At 64.2% G+C, this 18087-nt stretch carries 17 protein-coding genes; 9 read left to right on the plus strand and 8 right to left on the minus strand.

Annotated elements, in window-relative coordinates:
* The first annotated feature begins 27 nt into the window (after positions 1 to 27).
* The 6 genes from sufC to MTR72_RS11635 all read left to right on the plus strand — a co-directional run bounded on the left by sufC (position 28) and on the right by MTR72_RS11635 (position 4801).
* Positions 28 to 780, plus strand: a complete 753-nt coding sequence (gene sufC / locus MTR72_RS11610) for a Fe-S cluster assembly ATPase SufC (protein ID WP_280964100.1) — start codon at positions 28 to 30, stop codon at positions 778 to 780.
* A gap of 12 nt (positions 781 to 792) precedes the next feature.
* Entirely contained in the window at positions 793 to 2097 is a 1305-nt protein-coding gene (gene sufD / locus MTR72_RS11615) for a Fe-S cluster assembly protein SufD (RefSeq protein ID WP_280964099.1), read from the plus strand.
* Positions 2094 to 3341: a cysteine desulfurase gene (locus tag MTR72_RS11620; RefSeq protein WP_280964098.1), complete on the plus strand. Its 1248-nt coding sequence runs from the start codon at positions 2094 to 2096 to the stop codon at positions 3339 to 3341. The genes sufD and MTR72_RS11620 overlap by 4 nt, the downstream gene beginning before the upstream one ends.
* Positions 3338 to 3709, plus strand: coding sequence for an SUF system Fe-S cluster assembly protein (locus tag MTR72_RS11625; RefSeq protein ID WP_280964097.1), 372 nt, complete (start codon positions 3338 to 3340; stop codon positions 3707 to 3709). Before MTR72_RS11620 ends, MTR72_RS11625 begins: the two co-directional genes overlap by 4 nt.
* 39 nt (positions 3710 to 3748) lie before the next feature.
* Complete coding sequence (locus tag MTR72_RS11630; RefSeq protein ID WP_280964096.1) at positions 3749 to 4168, plus strand: HesB/IscA family protein; 420 nt, start codon at positions 3749 to 3751, stop codon at positions 4166 to 4168.
* A gap of 180 nt (positions 4169 to 4348) precedes the next feature.
* Complete coding sequence (locus MTR72_RS11635; RefSeq protein WP_280964095.1) at positions 4349 to 4801, plus strand: TfoX/Sxy family protein; 453 nt, start codon at positions 4349 to 4351, stop codon at positions 4799 to 4801.
* A 64-nt stretch (positions 4802 to 4865) separates the two neighbouring features.
* Here the strand turns inward: MTR72_RS11635 and MTR72_RS11640 are convergent, their stop codons facing one another.
* From MTR72_RS11640 to MTR72_RS11650, 3 genes are all read right to left on the minus strand, one after another.
* Positions 4866 to 5933: a GGDEF domain-containing protein gene (locus tag MTR72_RS11640; protein WP_280964094.1), complete on the minus strand. Its 1068-nt coding sequence runs from the start codon at positions 5931 to 5933 to the stop codon at positions 4866 to 4868.
* 118 nt (positions 5934 to 6051) lie between these two features.
* Positions 6052 to 7506, minus strand: coding sequence for a DEAD/DEAH box helicase (locus MTR72_RS11645; protein ID WP_280964093.1), 1455 nt, complete (start codon positions 7504 to 7506; stop codon positions 6052 to 6054).
* Between the two features lie 301 nt (positions 7507 to 7807).
* A complete protein-coding gene (locus tag MTR72_RS11650; RefSeq protein ID WP_280964092.1) occupies positions 7808 to 8770 on the minus strand; it encodes a helix-turn-helix domain-containing protein in 963 nt (320 codons plus the stop codon).
* A gap of 206 nt (positions 8771 to 8976) precedes the next feature.
* Here MTR72_RS11650 and MTR72_RS11655 point away from each other — a divergent pair, with 206 nt between their 5' ends.
* Entirely contained in the window at positions 8977 to 10500 is a 1524-nt protein-coding gene (locus tag MTR72_RS11655) for a caspase family protein (protein ID WP_341510374.1), read from the plus strand.
* 29 nt (positions 10501 to 10529) lie between these two features.
* Here MTR72_RS11655 and MTR72_RS11660 read toward each other — a convergent pair whose 3' ends face one another.
* A complete protein-coding gene (locus MTR72_RS11660; RefSeq protein ID WP_280964091.1) occupies positions 10530 to 10808 on the minus strand; it encodes a hypothetical protein in 279 nt (92 codons plus the stop codon).
* A gap of 111 nt (positions 10809 to 10919) precedes the next feature.
* Here MTR72_RS11660 and MTR72_RS11665 point away from each other — a divergent pair, with 111 nt between their 5' ends.
* The gene (locus MTR72_RS11665) at positions 10920 to 12182 is read left to right on the plus strand and encodes an FAD-dependent oxidoreductase (RefSeq protein WP_280964090.1); all 1263 of its coding nucleotides are present in this window, start codon (positions 10920 to 10922) and stop codon (positions 12180 to 12182) included.
* Positions 12183 to 12380: 198 nt separating this feature from the next.
* Positions 12381 to 13157, plus strand: a complete 777-nt coding sequence (locus MTR72_RS11670; RefSeq protein WP_280964089.1) for an outer membrane protein — start codon at positions 12381 to 12383, stop codon at positions 13155 to 13157.
* A 76-nt stretch (positions 13158 to 13233) separates the two neighbouring features.
* Here the strand turns inward: MTR72_RS11670 and MTR72_RS11675 are convergent, their stop codons facing one another.
* The 4 genes from MTR72_RS11675 to parE all read right to left on the minus strand — a co-directional run bounded on the left by MTR72_RS11675 (position 13234) and on the right by parE (position 17818).
* On the minus strand, positions 13234 to 14004 hold the full coding sequence (locus tag MTR72_RS11675; protein WP_280964088.1) for an SDR family NAD(P)-dependent oxidoreductase: 771 nt from the start codon (positions 14002 to 14004) through the stop codon (positions 13234 to 13236).
* Positions 14005 to 14036: 32 nt separating this feature from the next.
* Positions 14037 to 14222 carry a hypothetical protein gene (locus MTR72_RS11680; protein WP_280964087.1) on the minus strand — a complete coding sequence of 62 codons (186 nt, stop codon included), beginning with the start codon at positions 14220 to 14222 and terminating at the stop codon, positions 14037 to 14039.
* 333 nt (positions 14223 to 14555) lie between these two features.
* Positions 14556 to 15341 (minus strand): porin family protein, encoded by a 786-nt coding sequence (locus MTR72_RS11685; RefSeq protein ID WP_280964086.1) that lies wholly within the window; start codon positions 15339 to 15341, stop codon positions 14556 to 14558.
* Between the two features lie 431 nt (positions 15342 to 15772).
* Positions 15773 to 17818, minus strand: coding sequence for a DNA topoisomerase IV subunit B (gene parE / locus MTR72_RS11690; protein ID WP_280964085.1), 2046 nt, complete (start codon positions 17816 to 17818; stop codon positions 15773 to 15775).
* Between the last annotated feature and the right edge of the window lie 269 nt (positions 17819 to 18087).

Here is an 18087-nt window from a genome sequence, read left to right on the forward strand (position 1 = left end):
GGACGAAGGGATAGGTGGAACAAGACAATGCCTTTGCTTGAAGTGAAAGACCTGAAGGTTCGCGTCGAGGATCGTGAGATCCTCCACGGGCTGACGCTGACCGTGAACGAGGGCGAGATCCACGCGATCATGGGGCCGAACGGCTCCGGCAAGTCGACGCTCTCCCACGTCATCGCCGGCAAGCCCGGCTATGAGGTCACCGACGGCCAGATCCTGTTCAGGGGCGAGGACCTCCTGGAGATGGACCCCGAGGAGCGCGCCGCCAAGGGCGTATTCCTGGCGTTCCAGTATCCGGTCGAGATCCCCGGCGTCGCCACCATGACCTTTCTGCGCACCGCGCTGAACGCGCAGCGCAAGGCGCGCGGCGAGAGCGAATATTCGACCCCGGACTTCCTGAAGAAGGTTCGCGAAGTCTCGAAGTCGCTGAACATCCCGCAGGACATGCTCAAGCGCGGCGTCAATGTCGGCTTCTCCGGCGGCGAGAAGAAGCGCAACGAGGTGCTGCAGATGGCGCTGTTCGAGCCTGCGCTTTGCATCCTCGATGAGATGGACTCGGGGCTCGACATCGACGCGCTGCGCATCGCCGCCGATGGCGTCAACGCGCTGCGCACGCCCAAGCGCGCGATGGTCGTCATCACCCACTATCAGCGTCTCCTGAATTACATCGTGCCTGACTTCGTGCACGTGATGTCGAAGGGCCGCGTCGTGAAGAGCGGCGACAAGCAACTGGCGCTGGAGCTGGAGGAGTCCGGCTACACCCAGTTCGAGGACGCCGCGTAAGGATTGTTTGCGATGAACGTTGCTGTGGCAAAGACCGGAAGCGGCCGCGCGGTGAGCGATCTCTTCGCCAGCGCCGAAGGCCGGCTGCCGGGTTCGCCGGCGGTCGTTGCAGTGCGCCGCGAGGCGTTCGAGACCTATGAGCGTCTCGGCCTGCCGCACCGCCGGCTCGAAGAATGGAAATACACCGATCTGCGCGCGCTGGTCGGCGAGGTGCCACCGCTTGCTGGCAGCCCCGATGCGGCCGCGCTGTCGCGCGCCGCGGCGGCCGCGAAGGCGCATGCGTTTGCCGGTGCCCGCAAGCTGGTGCTGGTCGATGGCGTGTTCGCGGCCGATCTGTCGGACGTCAAGGCGCTGCCTTCCGGTATGAGCGTGACGACCCTGCGCGAGACGCTGGACAAGACCGCCGATCTCCTGACGACCGCATCCACCGATGCGATGATCTCGCTGAACGCGGCGATGGCGACCGATGGTGTCGTGCTGTCGATCGCCGACGGCACCCAGCCGTCCGCGCCTGTCCAGATCATTCACGTTGCGACCGCGCCTTCTGCGTCTAGCTTCACCCGTTCGCAGGTTCGGATCGGGAAGGGAGCCCGCGCGACCATCATCGAGAGCTTCGTCGCTGCCGGTGCCGGCGCTTACCAGGTCCACGACGCCGTGCTCGTCTCGATCGGCGACGACGCTGACGTCGCCTATATCCGCCTCATGGACGATGCGCCGGATGCGGTGAACGTTACCTCGCAATTCGTCACCGTCGGCGCCAATGTGAAGCTCAACTACTTCAACATGACCAGCGGCGGCGCGGTCAGCCGCCTCCAGGGCTTCATCACCTTCGCCGGCGAGGGCAGCGAGCTTTCGCTCAACGGGGTGAACCTGTTGAAGAAGACCGAGCATGGCGATGTGACGATGGTCGTGGACCATGCCGTGCCGAACTGCATGAGCCGCGAGACCTTCCGCGCGGTTATCGACGACCGCGGCCATTCGGTATTCCAAGGCCGCATCATCGTCCGTCCCGACGCGCAAAAGACCGACGGCAAGATGATGACCCGCGCGCTCTTGCTCTCGGACGAGGCGGAAGCTGACAACAAGCCTGAGCTCGAGATTTTCGCCGACGACGTCTCCTGCGGCCACGGCGCCACCGCCGGCGCGCTCGACGACAGCCTGCTGTTCTATCTGAAGGCGCGCGGCCTGCCGGAGAAGCAGGCCCAGGCGCTGCTGATCCAGGCTTTCGTGGGCGAGGCGATCGAGCAGATCGCCGACGATGACCTGCGCGAGCACGTGATCGGCATTGCCGAGCGCTGGCTGGAGCGACGGTCATGAGCACGCATCCGGCGGTCCTAAACGGCGCCTATGATGTTGCGCGCGTGCGCAAGGACTTTCCGGCGCTCGCCATGCAGATCTACGGCAAGCCGCTGGTCTATCTTGACAACGCGGCCTCGGCGCAGAAGCCGCAGTCCGTGCTCGACCGCATGACGCAGGCCTATATATCCGAATACGCCAACGTGCATCGCGGCCTGCACTACCTCGCCAATGCCGCCACCGAAGCCTACGAGGGCGCGCGGGCGAAAGTCGCGCAATTCGTCAACGCCCGGCGTACCGAGGAGATCATCTTCACCCGCAACGTCACCGAGGCGATCAACCTCGTGGCGTCGTCCTGGGGGGAGCCGAACATCAAGCAGGGCGATGAGATCGTCCTCTCGATCATGGAGCACCATTCCAACATCGTGCCCTGGCATTTCCTGCGGGAGCGCCACGGTGCGGTGATCAAATGGGCGCCGGTCGATGATGAAGGCAATTTCCTGATCGACGAGTTCGAGAAGCTGCTGACGCCGAAGACCAAGCTGGTCGCGATCACTCAGATGTCGAACGCGCTCGGGACGTTCGTCCCGATCAAGGAGGTTGTGCGGCTGGCCCACGACCGCGGCATCCGGGTGCTGGTCGACGGCGCGCAAGGCGCGGTGCACCTGCCCGTCGACGTGCAGGATCTCGACTGCGATTTCTACGCTTTCACCGGCCACAAGGTCTATGGCCCGACCGGCGTCGGCGCGCTCTATGCCAAGCACGAGCACCTTGTCGCGATGCGGCCCTTCAACGGCGGCGGCGAGATGATCCGCGAGGTTGCCAAGGACTGGGTCACCTACGGCGACCCGCCGCACAAGTTCGAAGCAGGCACCCCGCCCATCGTCGAAGCAATCGGCCTTGGCGCTGCCATCGACTACGTCAATTCGATCGGCAAGGAGCGCATCGCTGCGCACGAGCGCGACCTCGTCACCTACGCCCAGGAGCGGTTGCGCGAGATCAACTCGCTGCGGTTGATCGGCACCGCCCGCGGCAAGGGCCCGGTGATCTCTTTCGAGCTCAAGGGCGCGCACGCCCACGACGTCGCCACCGTGATCGACCGCCAGGGCATCGCGGTGCGCGCCGGCACCCATTGCGTGATGCCGCTTTTAGAGCGGTTCAACGTCACCGCCACCTGCCGCGCCTCGTTCGGCATGTATAATACGCGTGACGAAGTCGACCATCTGGCACGGGCGCTGCTGAAGGCACGGGATTTGTTCGCATGAGTGACATGGCCGAAGTCAAAGCTAATCCGATGGAAACCCATTCGGCGCTGCCGCCGGAGGAGACCGAGCGGCTGACGCGCGAGATCATCGCTGGCCTCAAGACTGTGTTCGACCCGGAAATCCCGGCCGACATCTACGAGCTCGGCCTGATCTACAAGGTCGAGATCAAGGACGACCGCTCCGTCGACGTGTTGATGACGCTGACGACGCCGAATTGCCCGGCCGCCGGCGAGCTGCCGACCATGGTGGAGAACGCAGTTGCCAGCGTTCCCGGCGTCGGCGTGGTCGACGTCAAGGTCGTCTGGGAGCCGGCCTGGTCACCCGAACGCATGAGCGACGAGGCGCGCCTCGTGCTTAACATGTGGTGAGCCCGCCCCTAGCATTGAATTTGCTCCACAACGGACCACATGACTGACATGACCCAAGCACCGTCGGCCTCGACACCAGCTTCCAGCCCCAAGCCGCGGCGGCCTCGCCCGCAGGTGATGCGGCTGACGGATGCTGCCGCGCAGCGTATCACCGAGCTGGCCCAGCGCGCGGATTCCGAGATCGTGGGCCTGCGCGTCGGCGTGAAGAACGGTGGCTGCGCCGGTCAGTCCTATACGGTCGAATACGCCCATGAGATCCGCCCGACCGACGAGGTCGTCGAGGACAAGGGCGTCAAGATCCTGGTCGATCCCAAGGCCGTGCTGTTCCTGCTCGGAACCGAGATGGACTACAAGGCCGACAAGATGCAGGCCCAGTTCGTCTTCAACAACCCCAACCAGGTCTCCGCCTGCGGCTGCGGCGAGTCGGTCGAACTGCGGCCGGCGAAGGTTGAGGGGTAGGTAGTTCGCCTCTAGCAAATCAAACCGCTGTCGTCCTGGCGAAGGCCAGAACCCACCGCGTGATCTCGCTGCGGTGGGCGGTGTCAGGCGACTGGTACGACGAACAGTCATCGCTAAACTACCTTCCGTGGTGATGGGTCCTGGCTTTCGCCAGGACGACGATGGGGAGGAAGCTTGGCCATGGACCGCGAATTCCTGATCGACCTGTTCGCCGATTTCGGCCCGGTCACGATCCGCAAGATGTTCTCCGGCTACGGCATTTCCGCCGACGGCACCAACTTCGCGTTGTCACTGCGCGCCGGCCTGTTTTTCCGCGCCGACGAGCAGACCATCCCGGACTATGAGGCCGAGGGCTCAAAGCCGTTTCAGTACCAGACGCGCGCCAAGACCGTGACGGTGAACTCCTACTGGCAACTGCCCGCACGTCTGTTCGACGATTCCGAAGAGTTGGCGCAATGGGCAAGAGGAGCGCTCGCCGCTGCGCAGCGTGCGAAGGTGAAGAAGAAGCCGAAGACGAAGAAGAGGGTTGCCACGGTTGCGAAAGCGCCGGCGAAGAAGCCGGGCAAGAAGGTTGCGGCGAGAAAGCAAGCCAACAAGGCTGCGGTGCGCAAGCGCACTAAGAGGAAGGCGTAATCGCCTCCGTCATTCCGGGGCGCGGCAAGAGGCGCGCCCCGGAATGACGGCCGGTGAGTAGGGCTCACGCCACCTGGCCGCGCGATTCCGCGACGTATTCCGGATCCGCCTCGCAGATCACCCGGTTGCGGCCGTTGCGTTTGGCGGCGTAGAGGCAGGCGTCGGCGCGCTCGATCAGGGAGTCGGTGTCGTCGCCTTGCTTCAGCATGGAGACGCCGACGGAGATGGTGACGCGGCCGAGGATCTCGCCAGTGGATTTCTTCTTCAATTCCTTTGCCATCACGGCACGGCGGATGTGATCGGCGACGGTGAGGGCCTGGCGCAACGCGGTGTTGGGCAGTACCACCGCGAACTCCTCGCCGCCGTAGCGCGCGGTGATGTCCTGGCCCTTGATGGTCTGCTTCAGGGACAGGCCGACCAGGCGCAGCACCTGGTCGCCGGTGAGATGGCCGTAGGAATCGTTGAATGACTTGAAATGATCGATGTCGAACAGCAGGAGCGACAGCGGCTCGCCGCTAGCGAGCGCGCTCTGCACAGCCATGCCGATCATGCGATCGAAATATTTGCGATTTCCCAGCCCCGTGAGCGGATCGGTCAGGCTCTCGGCGCGAATCGCCTCGAGGCTCTGCTGGAGATTGCTGATCTCGTTCTTCGACAGCGTCAGGCGGTCTTCCAGAACCTTGTTGGTCTCGCGCATCTCGCGGGTCGAGCGTACCAGCGTCTCGACGATCGACTTGATCTGCTCGCGGCTCTTGGCCGACGACAGCTTTTCCGTCGCGCCCGACAGGCTGGCTTCGTAGGAACTGGTCATCCCGAGGGCTTCGCCCAGGATCTTCACGACGTCGTCGATCTCGCCGATGACGCGCGCGCCGACCTTGTCGATACGATCGGTGGTCTTGATGTGGGAGAGATAGGTCTCGTAGATCTGCTCGAGATCGGCTTCGGTCAGCTTGCCGTTGCGCGCCAGGGTCTCGTTGATGATCTTGTTGAGCGGCGCGTTGTAGCCGGTGGCGTAGACGTACCAGATTTCATAATTGCGGGGAATTGCGGTTTGCTTGAGCGATCGGATCTGACCGAGCGCCACCTCGGCGAACGCCATCGTGCGTTCGTGTTCGTCGAGCACCTTGACCACGGAACATACCCCACAACGGTCGGTGCGCCGCCGACCGCAGCAATGCTTAAATTATGTTCGTAGGCTAACGGATGATCGTGAACGGCCGGTAAACGGCCGTTCGCAAGCGCATCGCGCTTTAGGCGCCGGCGGGAGAGCGCACCGGTCGCAGCAGAAACGCCGGAAGATGGGAATGATCGCCGGGCTCGGTGTCGATCTCACGTTGCGGCCGGCGCGGCTCGGGACGACCGATCGACGGCACGTGCGATGCATTGGCCTGCTGGCGCGCGCGGTGGCGCGGCTCATGCGCATGCTTTGCTTCGGAGGCTTGCCTTGAATCGCCACGCGGCTCGTGGCTGCGCTCACGGTCGTGGCCGCGCTGAGGCTTGCCGCGTCCGCCGCGCGAACGCTCGCGGCCGCGCTTTTCGCGCGTGCGCTCGGTCGCTTCAGTCGTTTCCGCGTGCACTTCGTAATCGCCTTCGGCGCGGGGAATGTTCTGGCCGATCAGCTTCTCGATCGCGGCCATCGACTTCTGGTCGAGCGGCGTCACGATCGAGATCGCGGTGCCGGTGCGGCCTGCGCGGCCGGTGCGGCCGATGCGGTGAACGTAATCGTCGGGGTGGTGGGGAACGTCGAAATTGAAGACGTGGCTGACCTCGGGAATGTCGAGGCCGCGGGCGGCGACGTCGGAGGCAACCAAGAGCGGCAGCTCGCCCTTGCGGAATTGATCCAGTGCCGCCATGCGGGCCGGCTGGTCCATGTCACCGTGCAGCGCACCGGCACTGAAGCCGTGCTTTTGAAGTGACTTGTGAACGATCGCGACCTCGCGCTTGCGATTGCAGAAGATGATTGCGTTCTTGAGGTCTTTGGCTTCGCGGAGCAGGCGGCGGAGCAGCTCGCGCTTCTCGTGCGGCTCGCGGCCGGCCGGGATCTGCGACTGCGTGACGGTCACGGCCGTGGTGGCGGGCCGGGAAACTTCGACCTTCTGCGGATTGTGCAGGAAGGCCTCGGTGATGCGCCGGATTTCCGGCGGCATGGTCGCGGTGAAGAACAGGGTCTGCCGCGTGAAGGGAACGAGCTTGCAGATGCGCTCGATGTCGGGAATGAAGCCCATGTCCAGCATGCGGTCGGCTTCGTCGATGACGAGCAGCTCGACGCCGGTGAGCAGGAGGCCGCCGCGCTCGGTATGGTCGAGCAGCCGGCCCGGCGTTGCGATCAGGACGTCGACGCCGCGCATCAGCTTGGCGTCCTGGTCGCCGAAGGAGACGCCGCCGATCAGGAGGGCGACGTTGAGCTTTTGGCCGGCGCCGTACCGGTCGAAGTTCTCCTTGACCTGTGCCGCGAGCTCGCGGGTCGGCTCCAGGATCAGCGTGCGCGGCATGCGCGCCCGGGCGCGACCCTTTTCGAGGATGGTGAGCATCGGCAGCACGAAGGCCGCGGTCTTGCCGGTGCCGGTCTGGGCGATGCCGAGGACGTCCTTGCGTGCGAGGACGTGGGGGATCGCCTGTTCCTGAATGGGGGTGGGGTTGGTGTAACCAGTGGCCGCCACTGCGGCGAGGACTTTTTCGGATAGTCCGAGATTTGAAAAGGACATTGAGCCTCTAGTCGAAACCGCCGTTCGGAATCGAGGGTAAAAAGGCTGTCGCGTTCCACCCCGAAACGGCGCGCTCTCAAAGAAGCTGGGGGTGCTGACTTACCGCGAACAAAGCGCAAGGCTCAGGAATCGCTCTTCGATCTGAGCCGCGTCGACCCGGAACATAGGGGGGAATCGGCCAAAGTCAATGGAGCGGGTGGGAGAAGGCCCTAAAAACCCTGAGGTTTTTGCCCAAATAGCGGGCGCGGGGCGCCTTTTCCGGCTCTGTTCGCAGGTTCGGCGGGAACCTCGCAGCCGGCCATCAGCTCCCCTCGGCGGCCTGGGCCCGGAAATCGCCGGGGGCCATGCCGTAGGCGGCATTGAAGACCCGGTAGTAGGTCGCAAGGCTCTCGAAGCCGCAGGCCGTGGCGATATCGGCAATCAGCCGATCCGGCGCTTCTCGCAGTAGGCGCTGGCTCTGCTTCAGCCGCTCCTCCGTCACCGTCTGCGAGAAGCTGCGCTCGCCCATCTCGAACAGCATGTGAAGATGGCGCACGGAGACACCGAGCAGGTCCGCCACCATGGCCGGCGTCAGATCGGGATTCCTGAGGTGCCGTGCGATCAGGCGGCGCGCCAGCGACAGGCGGGCGGTCCGCAGCGCGGATTGCCCACGCCGGCTCCCGGGCCCGATGATGCCGCGCTCGATCAGCGCGAGGTGGGCCAGTGCCTGGACGAGCGCGGTGGTCTCGGCCGACCCATCGTCCGCGGCGCTCTGGCCGAGATCGGCAAAGCAGGAGTTCAAGAGGGGCGCCAGGGCGGGATCGTTGAAGGTCTTGGGCGCTAGCTCGCGCATGCGCTTGTCCTGCGTGGGAATGCCGCTGACAGGGATCTTCAGGATCCGCAGGTGAAATCCGGCAGCCCCGAGCGGCACGGTGCGGTAGGGCAGATCGGTATGGCTGGTGGCGAAGCTGCCATTGGGAATCGCGAAATCGCTGCCGCGCATGCCGCCGAACCAGCCACCGCCGCCGAGTTGCTGGTAGACGCAGACGCTGTCGCCGGGCGCGTAGGCGATGTCCGCCTTGCTGCGCTCGACGGTGTAGCGCGAGGCCTTCAGCTCGACGAAGCCGGCGCCGCCGAGCTGGCGCAGCGAGAACTCGCCGAAGAAGTCGGCGCGCCGTTCACGCTCGAGCTCCGCCGTGACGCCGAACAGCCCCTTGGCGCGGACCTCGCGCCAGTAGTCGAAGCGATCGTGCGGCTCGACTTCATCGGTACACCAGCGATACACGGCAGTCCCCGGTCTCAAACGGAATTGCAGAAAGAAAAAAGCAGATTCCGCCGGAATCTGCCATAGGTGGCATGCCCGCGGCGGAGGACACATCCGGTTGAACCGGCGCCGCCGCTCGGCCGACTACGACATCAGCAGCGGCCGTGGCAAAAAGGGCCGGTTCGAACGAGCCGGGTCAACGAGCCCTCCGCAATGGGGAATTTTCGATGGCACGTCGGTTTTTCAAGGTCCTGGCGGCGCTTGGCCTTGCGGTGAGCCTGCTGAGCGGCCTCGCAGGGGGCGCCCATGCCGAAAAGCGCGTCGCGCTCGTCATCGGCAACAACGACTACAAGAACGTTCCGAAGTTGCTCAAGGCCGTCAACGACGCCCGCACGATGGGCGACACGCTGAAGCAGCTCGGCTTCGCGGTGATGGTGGCGGAGAACCAGAACCGGCAGCAATTTTCCGAGACGCTGCTCGCTTTCGACAGGACGATCGAGCCCGGCGACACCGCGTTCTTCTTCTATGCCGGCCACGGCTTCGAGATCGCAGGCCAGAACTATCTGTTACCGACCGATGTGCCGGCGGCGACCGAAGGCCAGGAAGAGCTGGTACGCGACGCGTCGATCCTGGCCGACCGCATCGTCGAGCGCCTCCAGAACAAGAAGGCGCGGACCTCGATCCTCGTGTTCGACGCCTGCCGCAACAATCCGTTCGAGCGTGCGGGCACGCGCGCCGTCGCCGGCGGCGGCGGGCTCGCGCCGATGACGCAACTGCCCGAAGGCGTCTTCTCCGTGTTCTCGGCGGGCCCCCGCCAGACTGCGCTTGATCGCCTGTCGAACGAAGACGCCAATCCCAACTCGGTGTTCACGCGCACCTTCGCCAGGGAACTGTTGCAGCCGGGCGAAAATCTCGTCCAGGTGGCGCAGCGCACCCGCCGTCTCGTCAGCGAGATGGCCGAAACCGTCAAGCACAAGCAGGTGCCGGTTTATTTCGACCAGATGGTCGACGATGTCTTTCTCAGCGGCCTCGCGAAGGATGCCACGGCCGCTACCCGGCCGGCCGATACGCCGCCGCAGAAGGTGGCGGCGCTGCCGCCGGTGTCCGTGCCGCGCGTGCCGAAGGAGGAATCCACCAACGCGCCGATCGCGAGCTTCTCACGCCACAATGGCGGCTGGAGCGTGGTGTTCTCCTTCGCCGACCCGACGCTGGGAATTTCCTGGCGGATGGCCGGCGGCGGCGATTTCCGCGAGACCGGCTTCATCGACACGCTCGATCCGCGCACGCGCAAGCGGATGCCAAACCCGTCGATCGAATTGCCGCCGGACGCGCAGGCCGGCACGATCGAGGTGCGCTATGTCGATGCTTCCGGAGACATGCAGGGGCCGTTCCCGATCAAGTTCGATCCCGAGGCCGCGCTGATCCGCGACCAGCGCAAGATCCTCGACATGACCGCAACGAGCTGGCTGTCATTCCGCGAATTCAACGGGCTGCTCGTCTACTACACCCACCTCGTGTCGTATCGCTGCGCCATCCGCGAGGTTCGCATCGGCATCGACACCGCTGTGCCCAATCAGGTGCTGAAGATGCCGGCCTGCGACATGCGCGATCCCAGCGCGATCACCGCGGGCATGCCGCTCTACATGAAGCTCGCGCCGGCGACGCAGTTCATCTCGGTCGAGCTCACCTATCGCGACGGCAGCGTCTCGGAGATCAAGAGCTTCCGCACGGCGAACCGCAGCAACAATTGATCTGGTGTGGATTCTCTTCGAGCAGGCTGCTATTGGCGATGCTTCCCGAAGAAGCGCTTGATCGAGTCAACCGCCTCGGCCAAGGGCGGCGCGAGCGAAAAGAACGCGCCGAGGGCGATCGAGATAATGACGTGCCGGAGCAAGACCTTGTCCTGCTCCTCGACCGGATGACCATTCTGGTCGATCCGCACCGGGGCAAGCGTTCCGCCCGGACCCGGCTTCTGCAGTTTGCGCGACGGGATCATGATCACGACGAAAAGCACGTTGATCAGAATCCAGATGCCGACCAGTGTCAGTACCGTGCGCAACGCAATTTCCTGAAATAGAAACCTTTTACAAAGCTACTGGTCATTCGCGCTGGCAGCAAACCAAATTGCGGTTTGTTGCAGTGCAATAAAGGCCTAAGGGGAGAGCGGATCGTGGAGCCAGGCACGTCACCATCACAGCCGTCCGAACGTCGCTCCCTCAAGGTCCGCTGCTGCATCGTCGGCGGTGGGCCGGCCGGCATGGTGCTCGGCTATCTCCTGGGCCGCGCCGGCATCGACGTGGTGGTGCTGGAAAAGCATGCAGATTTCTTCCGCGACTTCCGCGGCGATACCGTGCATCCCTCGACGCTCCAGGTCATGGACGAGCTCGGCCTGATCGACGGCTTCCTGAAGCTCCCGCACCAACGCCTGCAGACGATGGATGGCCTGTTCGGCGGTACGCATGTGCGGATTGCCGATCTCAGCCGGCTCCGTACCAAATACCCTTTCATCGCCTTCATGCCGCAGTGGGATTTTCTGAACTTCCTGCGTGAGGCCGGCAAGCGCTTTGCCTCGCTGAAGGTGCTGATGAGCACGGAAGCCGTCGACCTGATCCGCCGCGGCAAGGCGATCGCCGGCGTGCGCGCGACAACGCCGGAGGGGCCGCTCGACATTGAGGCCGATCTCACCATCGCCTGTGACGGCCGGCATTCGATTGTTCGCGAGCGCGCGGGCCTCAGCGTCGACGAGATCGGCGCGCCCATGGACGTGCTGTGGTTCCGCGTCGGCCGCAAGCCGGATGAGACCGAGAACCTGTTCGCGCGCATCGAGCCCGGCAAGATGATGGTCACCTTCGACCGTGGCGACTACTGGCAATGCGCCTTCGTCATCGCCAAGGGACAGTATGAAGCCGTGAAGGCGAGGGGATTGCAGGCGCTGCTCGACGACGTCGTGCGGATGGCGCCGGTCCTCCGATCCGGCATTGGAGACGTGAAGAGCTTTGACGACGTCAAGCTGCTCACCGTCGCGATCAATCGGCTGAAGCGCTGGACGCGGCCGGGTCTGCTCTGCATCGGCGATGCCGCGCACGCGATGTCGCCGGTCGGCGGCGTCGGCGTCAATCTCGCCGTGCAGGATGCGGTCGCAACCGCCAATCTGCTTGCCGACAAGATCAGTCGGGGTTGTCCGTCCGAGGACGAGCTCGATGCCGTGCGCGCGCGGCGCGAATTTCCGGTGAAGATGACGCAGGCGATGCAGGTGGTCGTGCAGAACCACATCATCAGCGGTGCCTTGAAGCCTGGCAATCAGCCGCTGAAGGTGCCGCTGATCATCCGCCTGATCACCGCGGTGCCCTGGCTCCAGGGCATTCCGGCGCGCCTGATCGCGCTCGGCATACGGCCGGAGCACGTCGCCTCGAAAGCTGCGCCAACGTCGTGATCGCAAGTTTGGCGTTGGCAAGAATTCGGTAGGGATAACAGCGCATTAATTCAAGTGCTGCGCGTTGCGCCGCTGCAACAGCGCATCCGGATTCGAAGCGTTCAAATGTGATTCCCGACACGTCCGATCGGTTGATTCCAATTTTAGTAAGAACTGTCTGTGAGCGTGCGCCCATCAGAGACAAGGGGTGTACGTACCATGCGTTCCAAATTGATTGCCGCTTTTGCCTGCACGACCGCACTCGTGTCGACCGGCGCTGCTTCCGCTGCGGATCTCGCCGCGCGGCCTTACACCAAGGCGCCGGCCTATATCGAGCCGCTCTTCACCTGGACCGGCTTCTATGTCGGCGGTCACATCGGCGGCGCGTGGACCAACGAGCAGTTCATCAACAACGGCAACGGTGCGCCCTTCGCCGATCTCTCGCCGGGCGAAGGCTTTCGTCAGCGCGGTTCGGGCATCATGGGCGGCGCACAGATCGGCTACAACTGGCAGGCCAACAACTACGTGTTCGGCATGGAAGGCACCATCTCCGGGCTCAACAACTCCGGCCGCGTCATCAACACGGTGTTCGGTCCGGGAGCCTTTGACGATCAGTTTAGCTGGCGAACAAACGTGCTGGCGACCGTCGTCGGTCGCGCGGGCTTCGCCGTGCAGAACAATCTCTTCTACATCAAGGGCGGCTATGCCGGCGTGAACAACCGTCTGTCGGTCGTCGACACCGCCGGCGTAGCGACGGGCTCGGGCGGTCAGACCCACTGGGCCAATGGCTGGACCGTCGGCGCCGGCTGGGAATACGGCATCACCCGCAACTGGATCGTCGGCCTCGAGTACAACTACGCGGCCTTCGGCAGCCAGACCTATCAGCTCGGCGGCACCGCGGGTAACTACACGTTCGATGCCAAGCCGCGCGACATTCAGTGGGCGGTGGTGCGCGCAAGCTACAAGTTCGACGCGCCGGTCATCGGGCGCTACTGAGCTGTCGCAACGCGTCAGGCAAACGAAAGCCCCGGGCGGTGCCCGGGGCTTTTTTGTTGAGCGAGCCGAGCGCGCTTCAGGCCATCACGGAGAAGCCACCGTCGACGGGGATGGCTGTGCCCGTCACGAAGTCCGAAGCGGGTGAGGCCAGAAACACGGCGATGCCGGCAAAGTCGTCGATGTCGCCCCACCGTCCTGCAGGCGTACGCGCCAGCACCCGCTCATGAAGTCCCGACACCTGCTGACGCGCGCCGCGCGTGAGATCGGTGTCGATCCAGCCGGGCAGGATGGCGTTGACCTGGATGTTGTCTGGTGCCCAGGCATTGGCGCAGGCGCGCGTGAACTGCACGATGCCGCCCTTGCTCGCGGCATAGGCCGGGGCGAAGCTCGCGCCGAAGATCGACATCATCGACCCGATATTGATCACCTTGCCGCCGCCGGACGCCTTCAGCGCGGGGTAGGCCGCCTTCGAGCAAACGAAGGCGCTGGTGAGGTTGGTGTCGATCACCTTGCTCCATTCGTCGAGCTCGAGCTCGTGCGGCGGCTTGCGGATGCTCATGCCGGCGTTGTTGACGAGAATGTCGATGCGACCGAGGTCCTTCACGACGCGCGCAACCATGGCTTCGATCGCGGCCTTGTCGGTCACGTCGGTCGCGACACCGATGGCCTTGACGCCGCGCTGTTTGAGGTCCTCGACCGCCGCCTTCGACTTCGCCTCGTTGCGTCCGACGACGGCAATGTCGGCCCCGGCGTCGGCCAGGCCGCGGGCCATGCCGAGCCCGATACCGCCATTGCCTCCCGTGACGACCGCGACCTTGCCGCGAAGATCGAACCGACTGGATGTCATGCTTTCAGTACCTTTTCTTGCCGTGGTTTCTTCTATTGGTTGCTCTGCCAGATCAGGACCAGCCCGAGGCCCGCCATGGCTGTGCCATAGCCGGCCCATTGTAGCTGGTTGATCATGAAGCTCGACCGGGGCCAGGCGATGCTGCCGGTGCCTTGTCCGATCCAGAGCAGGCCGACGGCGAGAGCAAACAGGCCTGCGACCAGCAGAAATCTGCGCATCGTGTCCTCCCCATCGGTCCGCTTCTGTCGCGCTGCGGCACCAACGAAGTCGCCTCGTTCGGCCGCCGTCACGAAAGCTTGGCAGCAGACTAGCCGTAGCTTCGGTGCGGATACAATGGCCGGGGTCGCAATGCGGCGGGGAGGCGATCGCAGATGCTGATTGGCTAGCGATCAAGGCGCAGCTCGCGCCGGCCTGGAGCTCGCTCGAGGCGAGCGCCGGCGTTGAGTCTCCCACGTGAAACGCGATTCGTGCCGGCTCAGTGCAGAGCATGTCCAACAACGAAAAAGCCCCGGACGATGCCGGGGCTTTGACGTCTGGCGATTTACGCCGGATCAGTACTTCGCGACGACCGGACCCGTCCAGTTGAAGCGGTACACAAGAGAGGTCGAGACCGTCTGGACAAGCGGCTTGAAACCAAGGTTGGTTGGAGCCGCCACGTTGCCGACGTCCGACAGCGCGTCGATGTTCTTCCGATCGTAATAGGCGGCGCGATACTCGGTCTTCATGAACCAGCCCGGCGCGGTAATGCCGAAGATGTTCAGATTGTTTTCGACACCGCCACCAACGAACCAGCCGTTGCGATTGAAGGAGTTGGTGTGGAAGCCGACCGGAACGCCGGTGAAGCTGTCGAGAAGCGTGGATCCAGACCAGTGCGAGCCGCTATAGCCGCCGTTGACGTACGAGAGAACGTTCGGGGCGACCAAGTAGCCGACGCGGACGCCCGCGGCCCACGCATCTTCCATCTTGATCTTGCCGGTCACGCCCGTGAAGGGATCCTGGACGTTGCCGCGCAGGCTGCCAAACTGTCCGTCAGCGAAAACACCGAACACCCAGCTCGGATTGAACTGCCAGTCATAGCCAATGCCGACCGTACCGAACCAGCCATCTCCGCCCTGGGTCTGATGAAGGCTCAGCGCGGTGCCCGTTGCGGCGACGCGGGAATACGTGTCCGCGTCCCAGAGGCCGCCACCGGCACCACCGAAGATGTAGAAGCCGGTCCAGTTGGCGACCGGCGCGGGCGGCGGAGCCTTCGTGTAGGGACGGGCCGCCAAGTCGGCCGCCGAGGCCGAACCGGTCATCGCCGCAACCGCGGTCAGAGCGAGCAAAATCTTCTTCATGTTAAAATCCCCAACCTTGGTCTGCTTTGGCAGGCGCGAGCGCACTGAAGTCCGAGCGATTTGATGCCCGGACTATAGACGTTTCCGGCCGAAATACTGTTGCGGCGCAGGCACAGTCGCTGGAAAACGCCGCCTCATGGCACCGGTGACTTGCGCCGCGCGTGATCGCGCTCTCCGGAAAATATCAAATATTTCCAATGCATTGTGAGATGTTTCGGAATCGACTGCCGGGCATCTGTCGTTCGCCGGTTCGGCCTCATCCGAAATGCAGGCGGAGGGGGCCGCGACATGGAACCAGCGGGACCACGACTGAGTCGCAGATCGCGCGGATGCTCCGCCGCTCGATTCGAGCCTGCCTTCGGCCTTCTGAGTGCAAAACAAAAAGCCCCGGCCGACGCCGGGGCTTTTGCATGTCGCGTCAACGAGCTGCCTCAGACGTCGAGGAGCTCCTCACTGGCGAACTCGGCCTTGTCGGAGATGAAGGCGAAGCGTGCCTCCGCCTTGGTGCCCATCAGGCGCTCCACCGAATCCGCGGTGGTGTCGCGGTCGTCGGCCAGCAACACCACTTTCAGCAGGGTCCGCTTGGCCGGATCCATGGTGGTTTCCTTGAGCTGCGCCGGCATCATCTCGCCGAGGCCTTTGAAGCGGTTCACCTCGACCTTGGCATTGGCGTTGAACGCGCTCTTGAGCAGCGCCTCCTTGTGCGCATCGTCGCGGGCATAGACCGATTTGGAGCCATGCGTCAGCTTGTAAAGCGGTGGCACGGCCAGGAAGAGGTGACCTTCATCGATCAGCCGCGGCATCTGCCGGTAGAAGAAGGTGATGAGCAGCGAGGCGATGTGGGCGCCGTCGACGTCGGCGTCGGTCATGATGATGATGCGTTGATAGCGCAGATCCTCTTCGCGGTAATGCGCAAGCTGGCCGCAGCCGATCGCCTGCACGAGATCGGAGAGCTGGGCGTTCGCCGTCAGCTTGTCCTTGCCGGCGGAGGCGACGTTGAGGATCTTGCCGCGCAGCGGCAGCACGGCCTGGGTCTTGCGGTCGCGCGCCTGCTTGGCGCTGCCGCCGGCCGAGTCGCCCTCGACGATGAAGAGCTCGGAGCCCTCGGTGCCGGCGTCGGTGCAGTCGGCGAGCTTGCCGGGCAGGCGAAGCTTCTTGCCTGCGGTCTTGCGCGCGGTCTCTTTCTCCTGGCGGCGGCGCAGGCGCTCCTCGGCGCGATCGATCACGAAGTCGAGGAGCTTGTTGGCCTGGTTCGGATTGCCCGAGAGCCAGTGGTCGAACGGATCCTTCATCGCCTGTTCGACGATGCGCTGCGCCTCGGCCGTCGCCAGACGATCCTTGGTCTGGCCCTGGAATTCAGGCTCGCGCACGAAGACGGAGAGCATCACGGCCGCACCGACCATCACGTCCTCGGAGGTGACGGAGGCCGCGCGCTTGCCCTGGCCGACGCGCTCGGCGTGATCCTTCAGCCCGCGCAATAGTGCGCTGCGCAGGCCCGATTCATGCGTACCGCCGTCGGGCGTCGGCACGGTGTTGGTGTAGGACGACAGGAAGCCGTCGGCATCGGCAGTCCAGGCCACGGCCCATTCGCAGGCGCCGTGCGCGCCGTTGCGCCCCGACTTGCCGGAGAAGATGTCTGGATGCACCAGCGTGTCAGCATGGATCGCGGCGCCGAGGTAATCCTTCAGGCCGCCGGGGAAGTGGAACGTGGCTTCCGCCGGCACGTCCTCGACGCCCTTGAGCAGCTCGGGCGCGCAATTCCAGCGGATCTCGACGCCACCGAACAGATAGGCCTTCGAGCGGGTCATCTTGAACAGGCGCTGCGGCTTGAACGTGGCCTTGGCACCGAAGATGTCGGTGTCCGGCTTGAAGCGCACGCGTGTGCCGCGGCGGTTGTTGACCTTACCGAGATCTTCGAGCTTGCCCTTCGGGTGGCCGCGCTCGAACGTCATGCGATAGAGCTTCTGGCTGCGCGCGACTTCGACTTCAAGACGCGAAGAAAGGGCGTTCACCACGGAGATGCCGACGCCGTGCAGACCGCCGGAGGTCTCATAGACCTTGGAGTCGAACTTGCCGCCCGAGTGCAGCGTGCACATGATGACTTCGAGCGCCGACTTCTTGGGGAATTTCGGATGCGGATCGATCGGGATGCCGCGGCCGTTGTCGGTGACCGTCAGGAAGCCATCCGCGCTGAGATCCACTTCGATGAAGGTCGCGTGTCCCGCCAGCGCCTCGTCCATAGAGTTGTCGATGACCTCGGCGAAGAGATGATGCAGTGCCTTTTCATCGGTGCCGCCGATATACATGCCGGGCCGGCGCCGGACCGGTTCCAGGCCCTCCAGCACCTCGATGTCCGCGGCGGTGTATTCGGCCTCGCCGCCGCTTGCCCGCGAGGCGGTTTTCGCCGGCGCGGGCTTTTTTGTTTCGCCGCCACCGAACAAATCGTCTTTTGCTTTTTGTTTCAACTGCTTGGACATATATCTTGATACGTTTTGAGGGCCGCGCAGGCGGCGAATCGGTTGGCGTGACTATGCCACGGCTGGCCCGAAAAGGTGACCGCAGGGCGGGCCGGGCGGTGTGGTTGCGAGCCAATCCCGGCGATTTTACGCCGCAGGCCGACCAATTCCCGGCAATTTGACACCGCCGTCCGCTTTCGGCCGGGCTTTGTGACTTGATGTCACGCAAGCCCTTGGCTTACCAGTCTTTTCTATCTGACAGGACCACGACGGGGCGGGAAGGCTATCTG

It is taken from the genome of Bradyrhizobium sp. ISRA442, from assembly GCF_038085055.1.
In the GTDB taxonomy this organism is placed as follows: Bacteria; Pseudomonadota; Alphaproteobacteria; order Rhizobiales; family Xanthobacteraceae; genus Bradyrhizobium.

What these genes read in the sequence shown, in the direction of transcription:
- MTR72_RS11655 (WP_341510374.1), top strand. Translation starts at nt 8,977, where the DNA reads ATGGCACGTCGGTTTTTCAAGGTCCTGGCGGCGCTTGGCCTTGCGGTG.
- MTR72_RS11685 (WP_280964086.1), bottom strand. Translation starts at nt 15,341, where the DNA reads ATGAAGAAGATTTTGCTCGCTCTGACCGCGGTTGCGGCGATGACCGGT.
- MTR72_RS11630 (WP_280964096.1), top strand. Translation starts at nt 3,749, where the DNA reads ATGACTGACATGACCCAAGCACCGTCGGCCTCGACACCAGCTTCCAGC.
- sufC (WP_280964100.1), top strand. Translation starts at nt 28, where the DNA reads ATGCCTTTGCTTGAAGTGAAAGACCTGAAGGTTCGCGTCGAGGATCGT.
- MTR72_RS11670 (WP_280964089.1), top strand. Translation starts at nt 12,381, where the DNA reads ATGCGTTCCAAATTGATTGCCGCTTTTGCCTGCACGACCGCACTCGTG.
- MTR72_RS11620 (WP_280964098.1), top strand. Translation starts at nt 2,094, where the DNA reads ATGAGCACGCATCCGGCGGTCCTAAACGGCGCCTATGATGTTGCGCGC.
- MTR72_RS11645 (WP_280964093.1), bottom strand. Translation starts at nt 7,506, where the DNA reads ATGTCCTTTTCAAATCTCGGACTATCCGAAAAAGTCCTCGCCGCAGTG.
- sufD (WP_280964099.1), top strand. Translation starts at nt 793, where the DNA reads ATGAACGTTGCTGTGGCAAAGACCGGAAGCGGCCGCGCGGTGAGCGAT.
- MTR72_RS11625 (WP_280964097.1), top strand. Translation starts at nt 3,338, where the DNA reads ATGAGTGACATGGCCGAAGTCAAAGCTAATCCGATGGAAACCCATTCG.
- MTR72_RS11680 (WP_280964087.1), bottom strand. Translation starts at nt 14,222, where the DNA reads ATGCGCAGATTTCTGCTGGTCGCAGGCCTGTTTGCTCTCGCCGTCGGC.
- MTR72_RS11675 (WP_280964088.1), bottom strand. Translation starts at nt 14,004, where the DNA reads ATGACATCCAGTCGGTTCGATCTTCGCGGCAAGGTCGCGGTCGTCACG.
- parE (WP_280964085.1), bottom strand. Translation starts at nt 17,818, where the DNA reads ATGTCCAAGCAGTTGAAACAAAAAGCAAAAGACGATTTGTTCGGTGGC.
- MTR72_RS11635 (WP_280964095.1), top strand. Translation starts at nt 4,349, where the DNA reads ATGGACCGCGAATTCCTGATCGACCTGTTCGCCGATTTCGGCCCGGTC.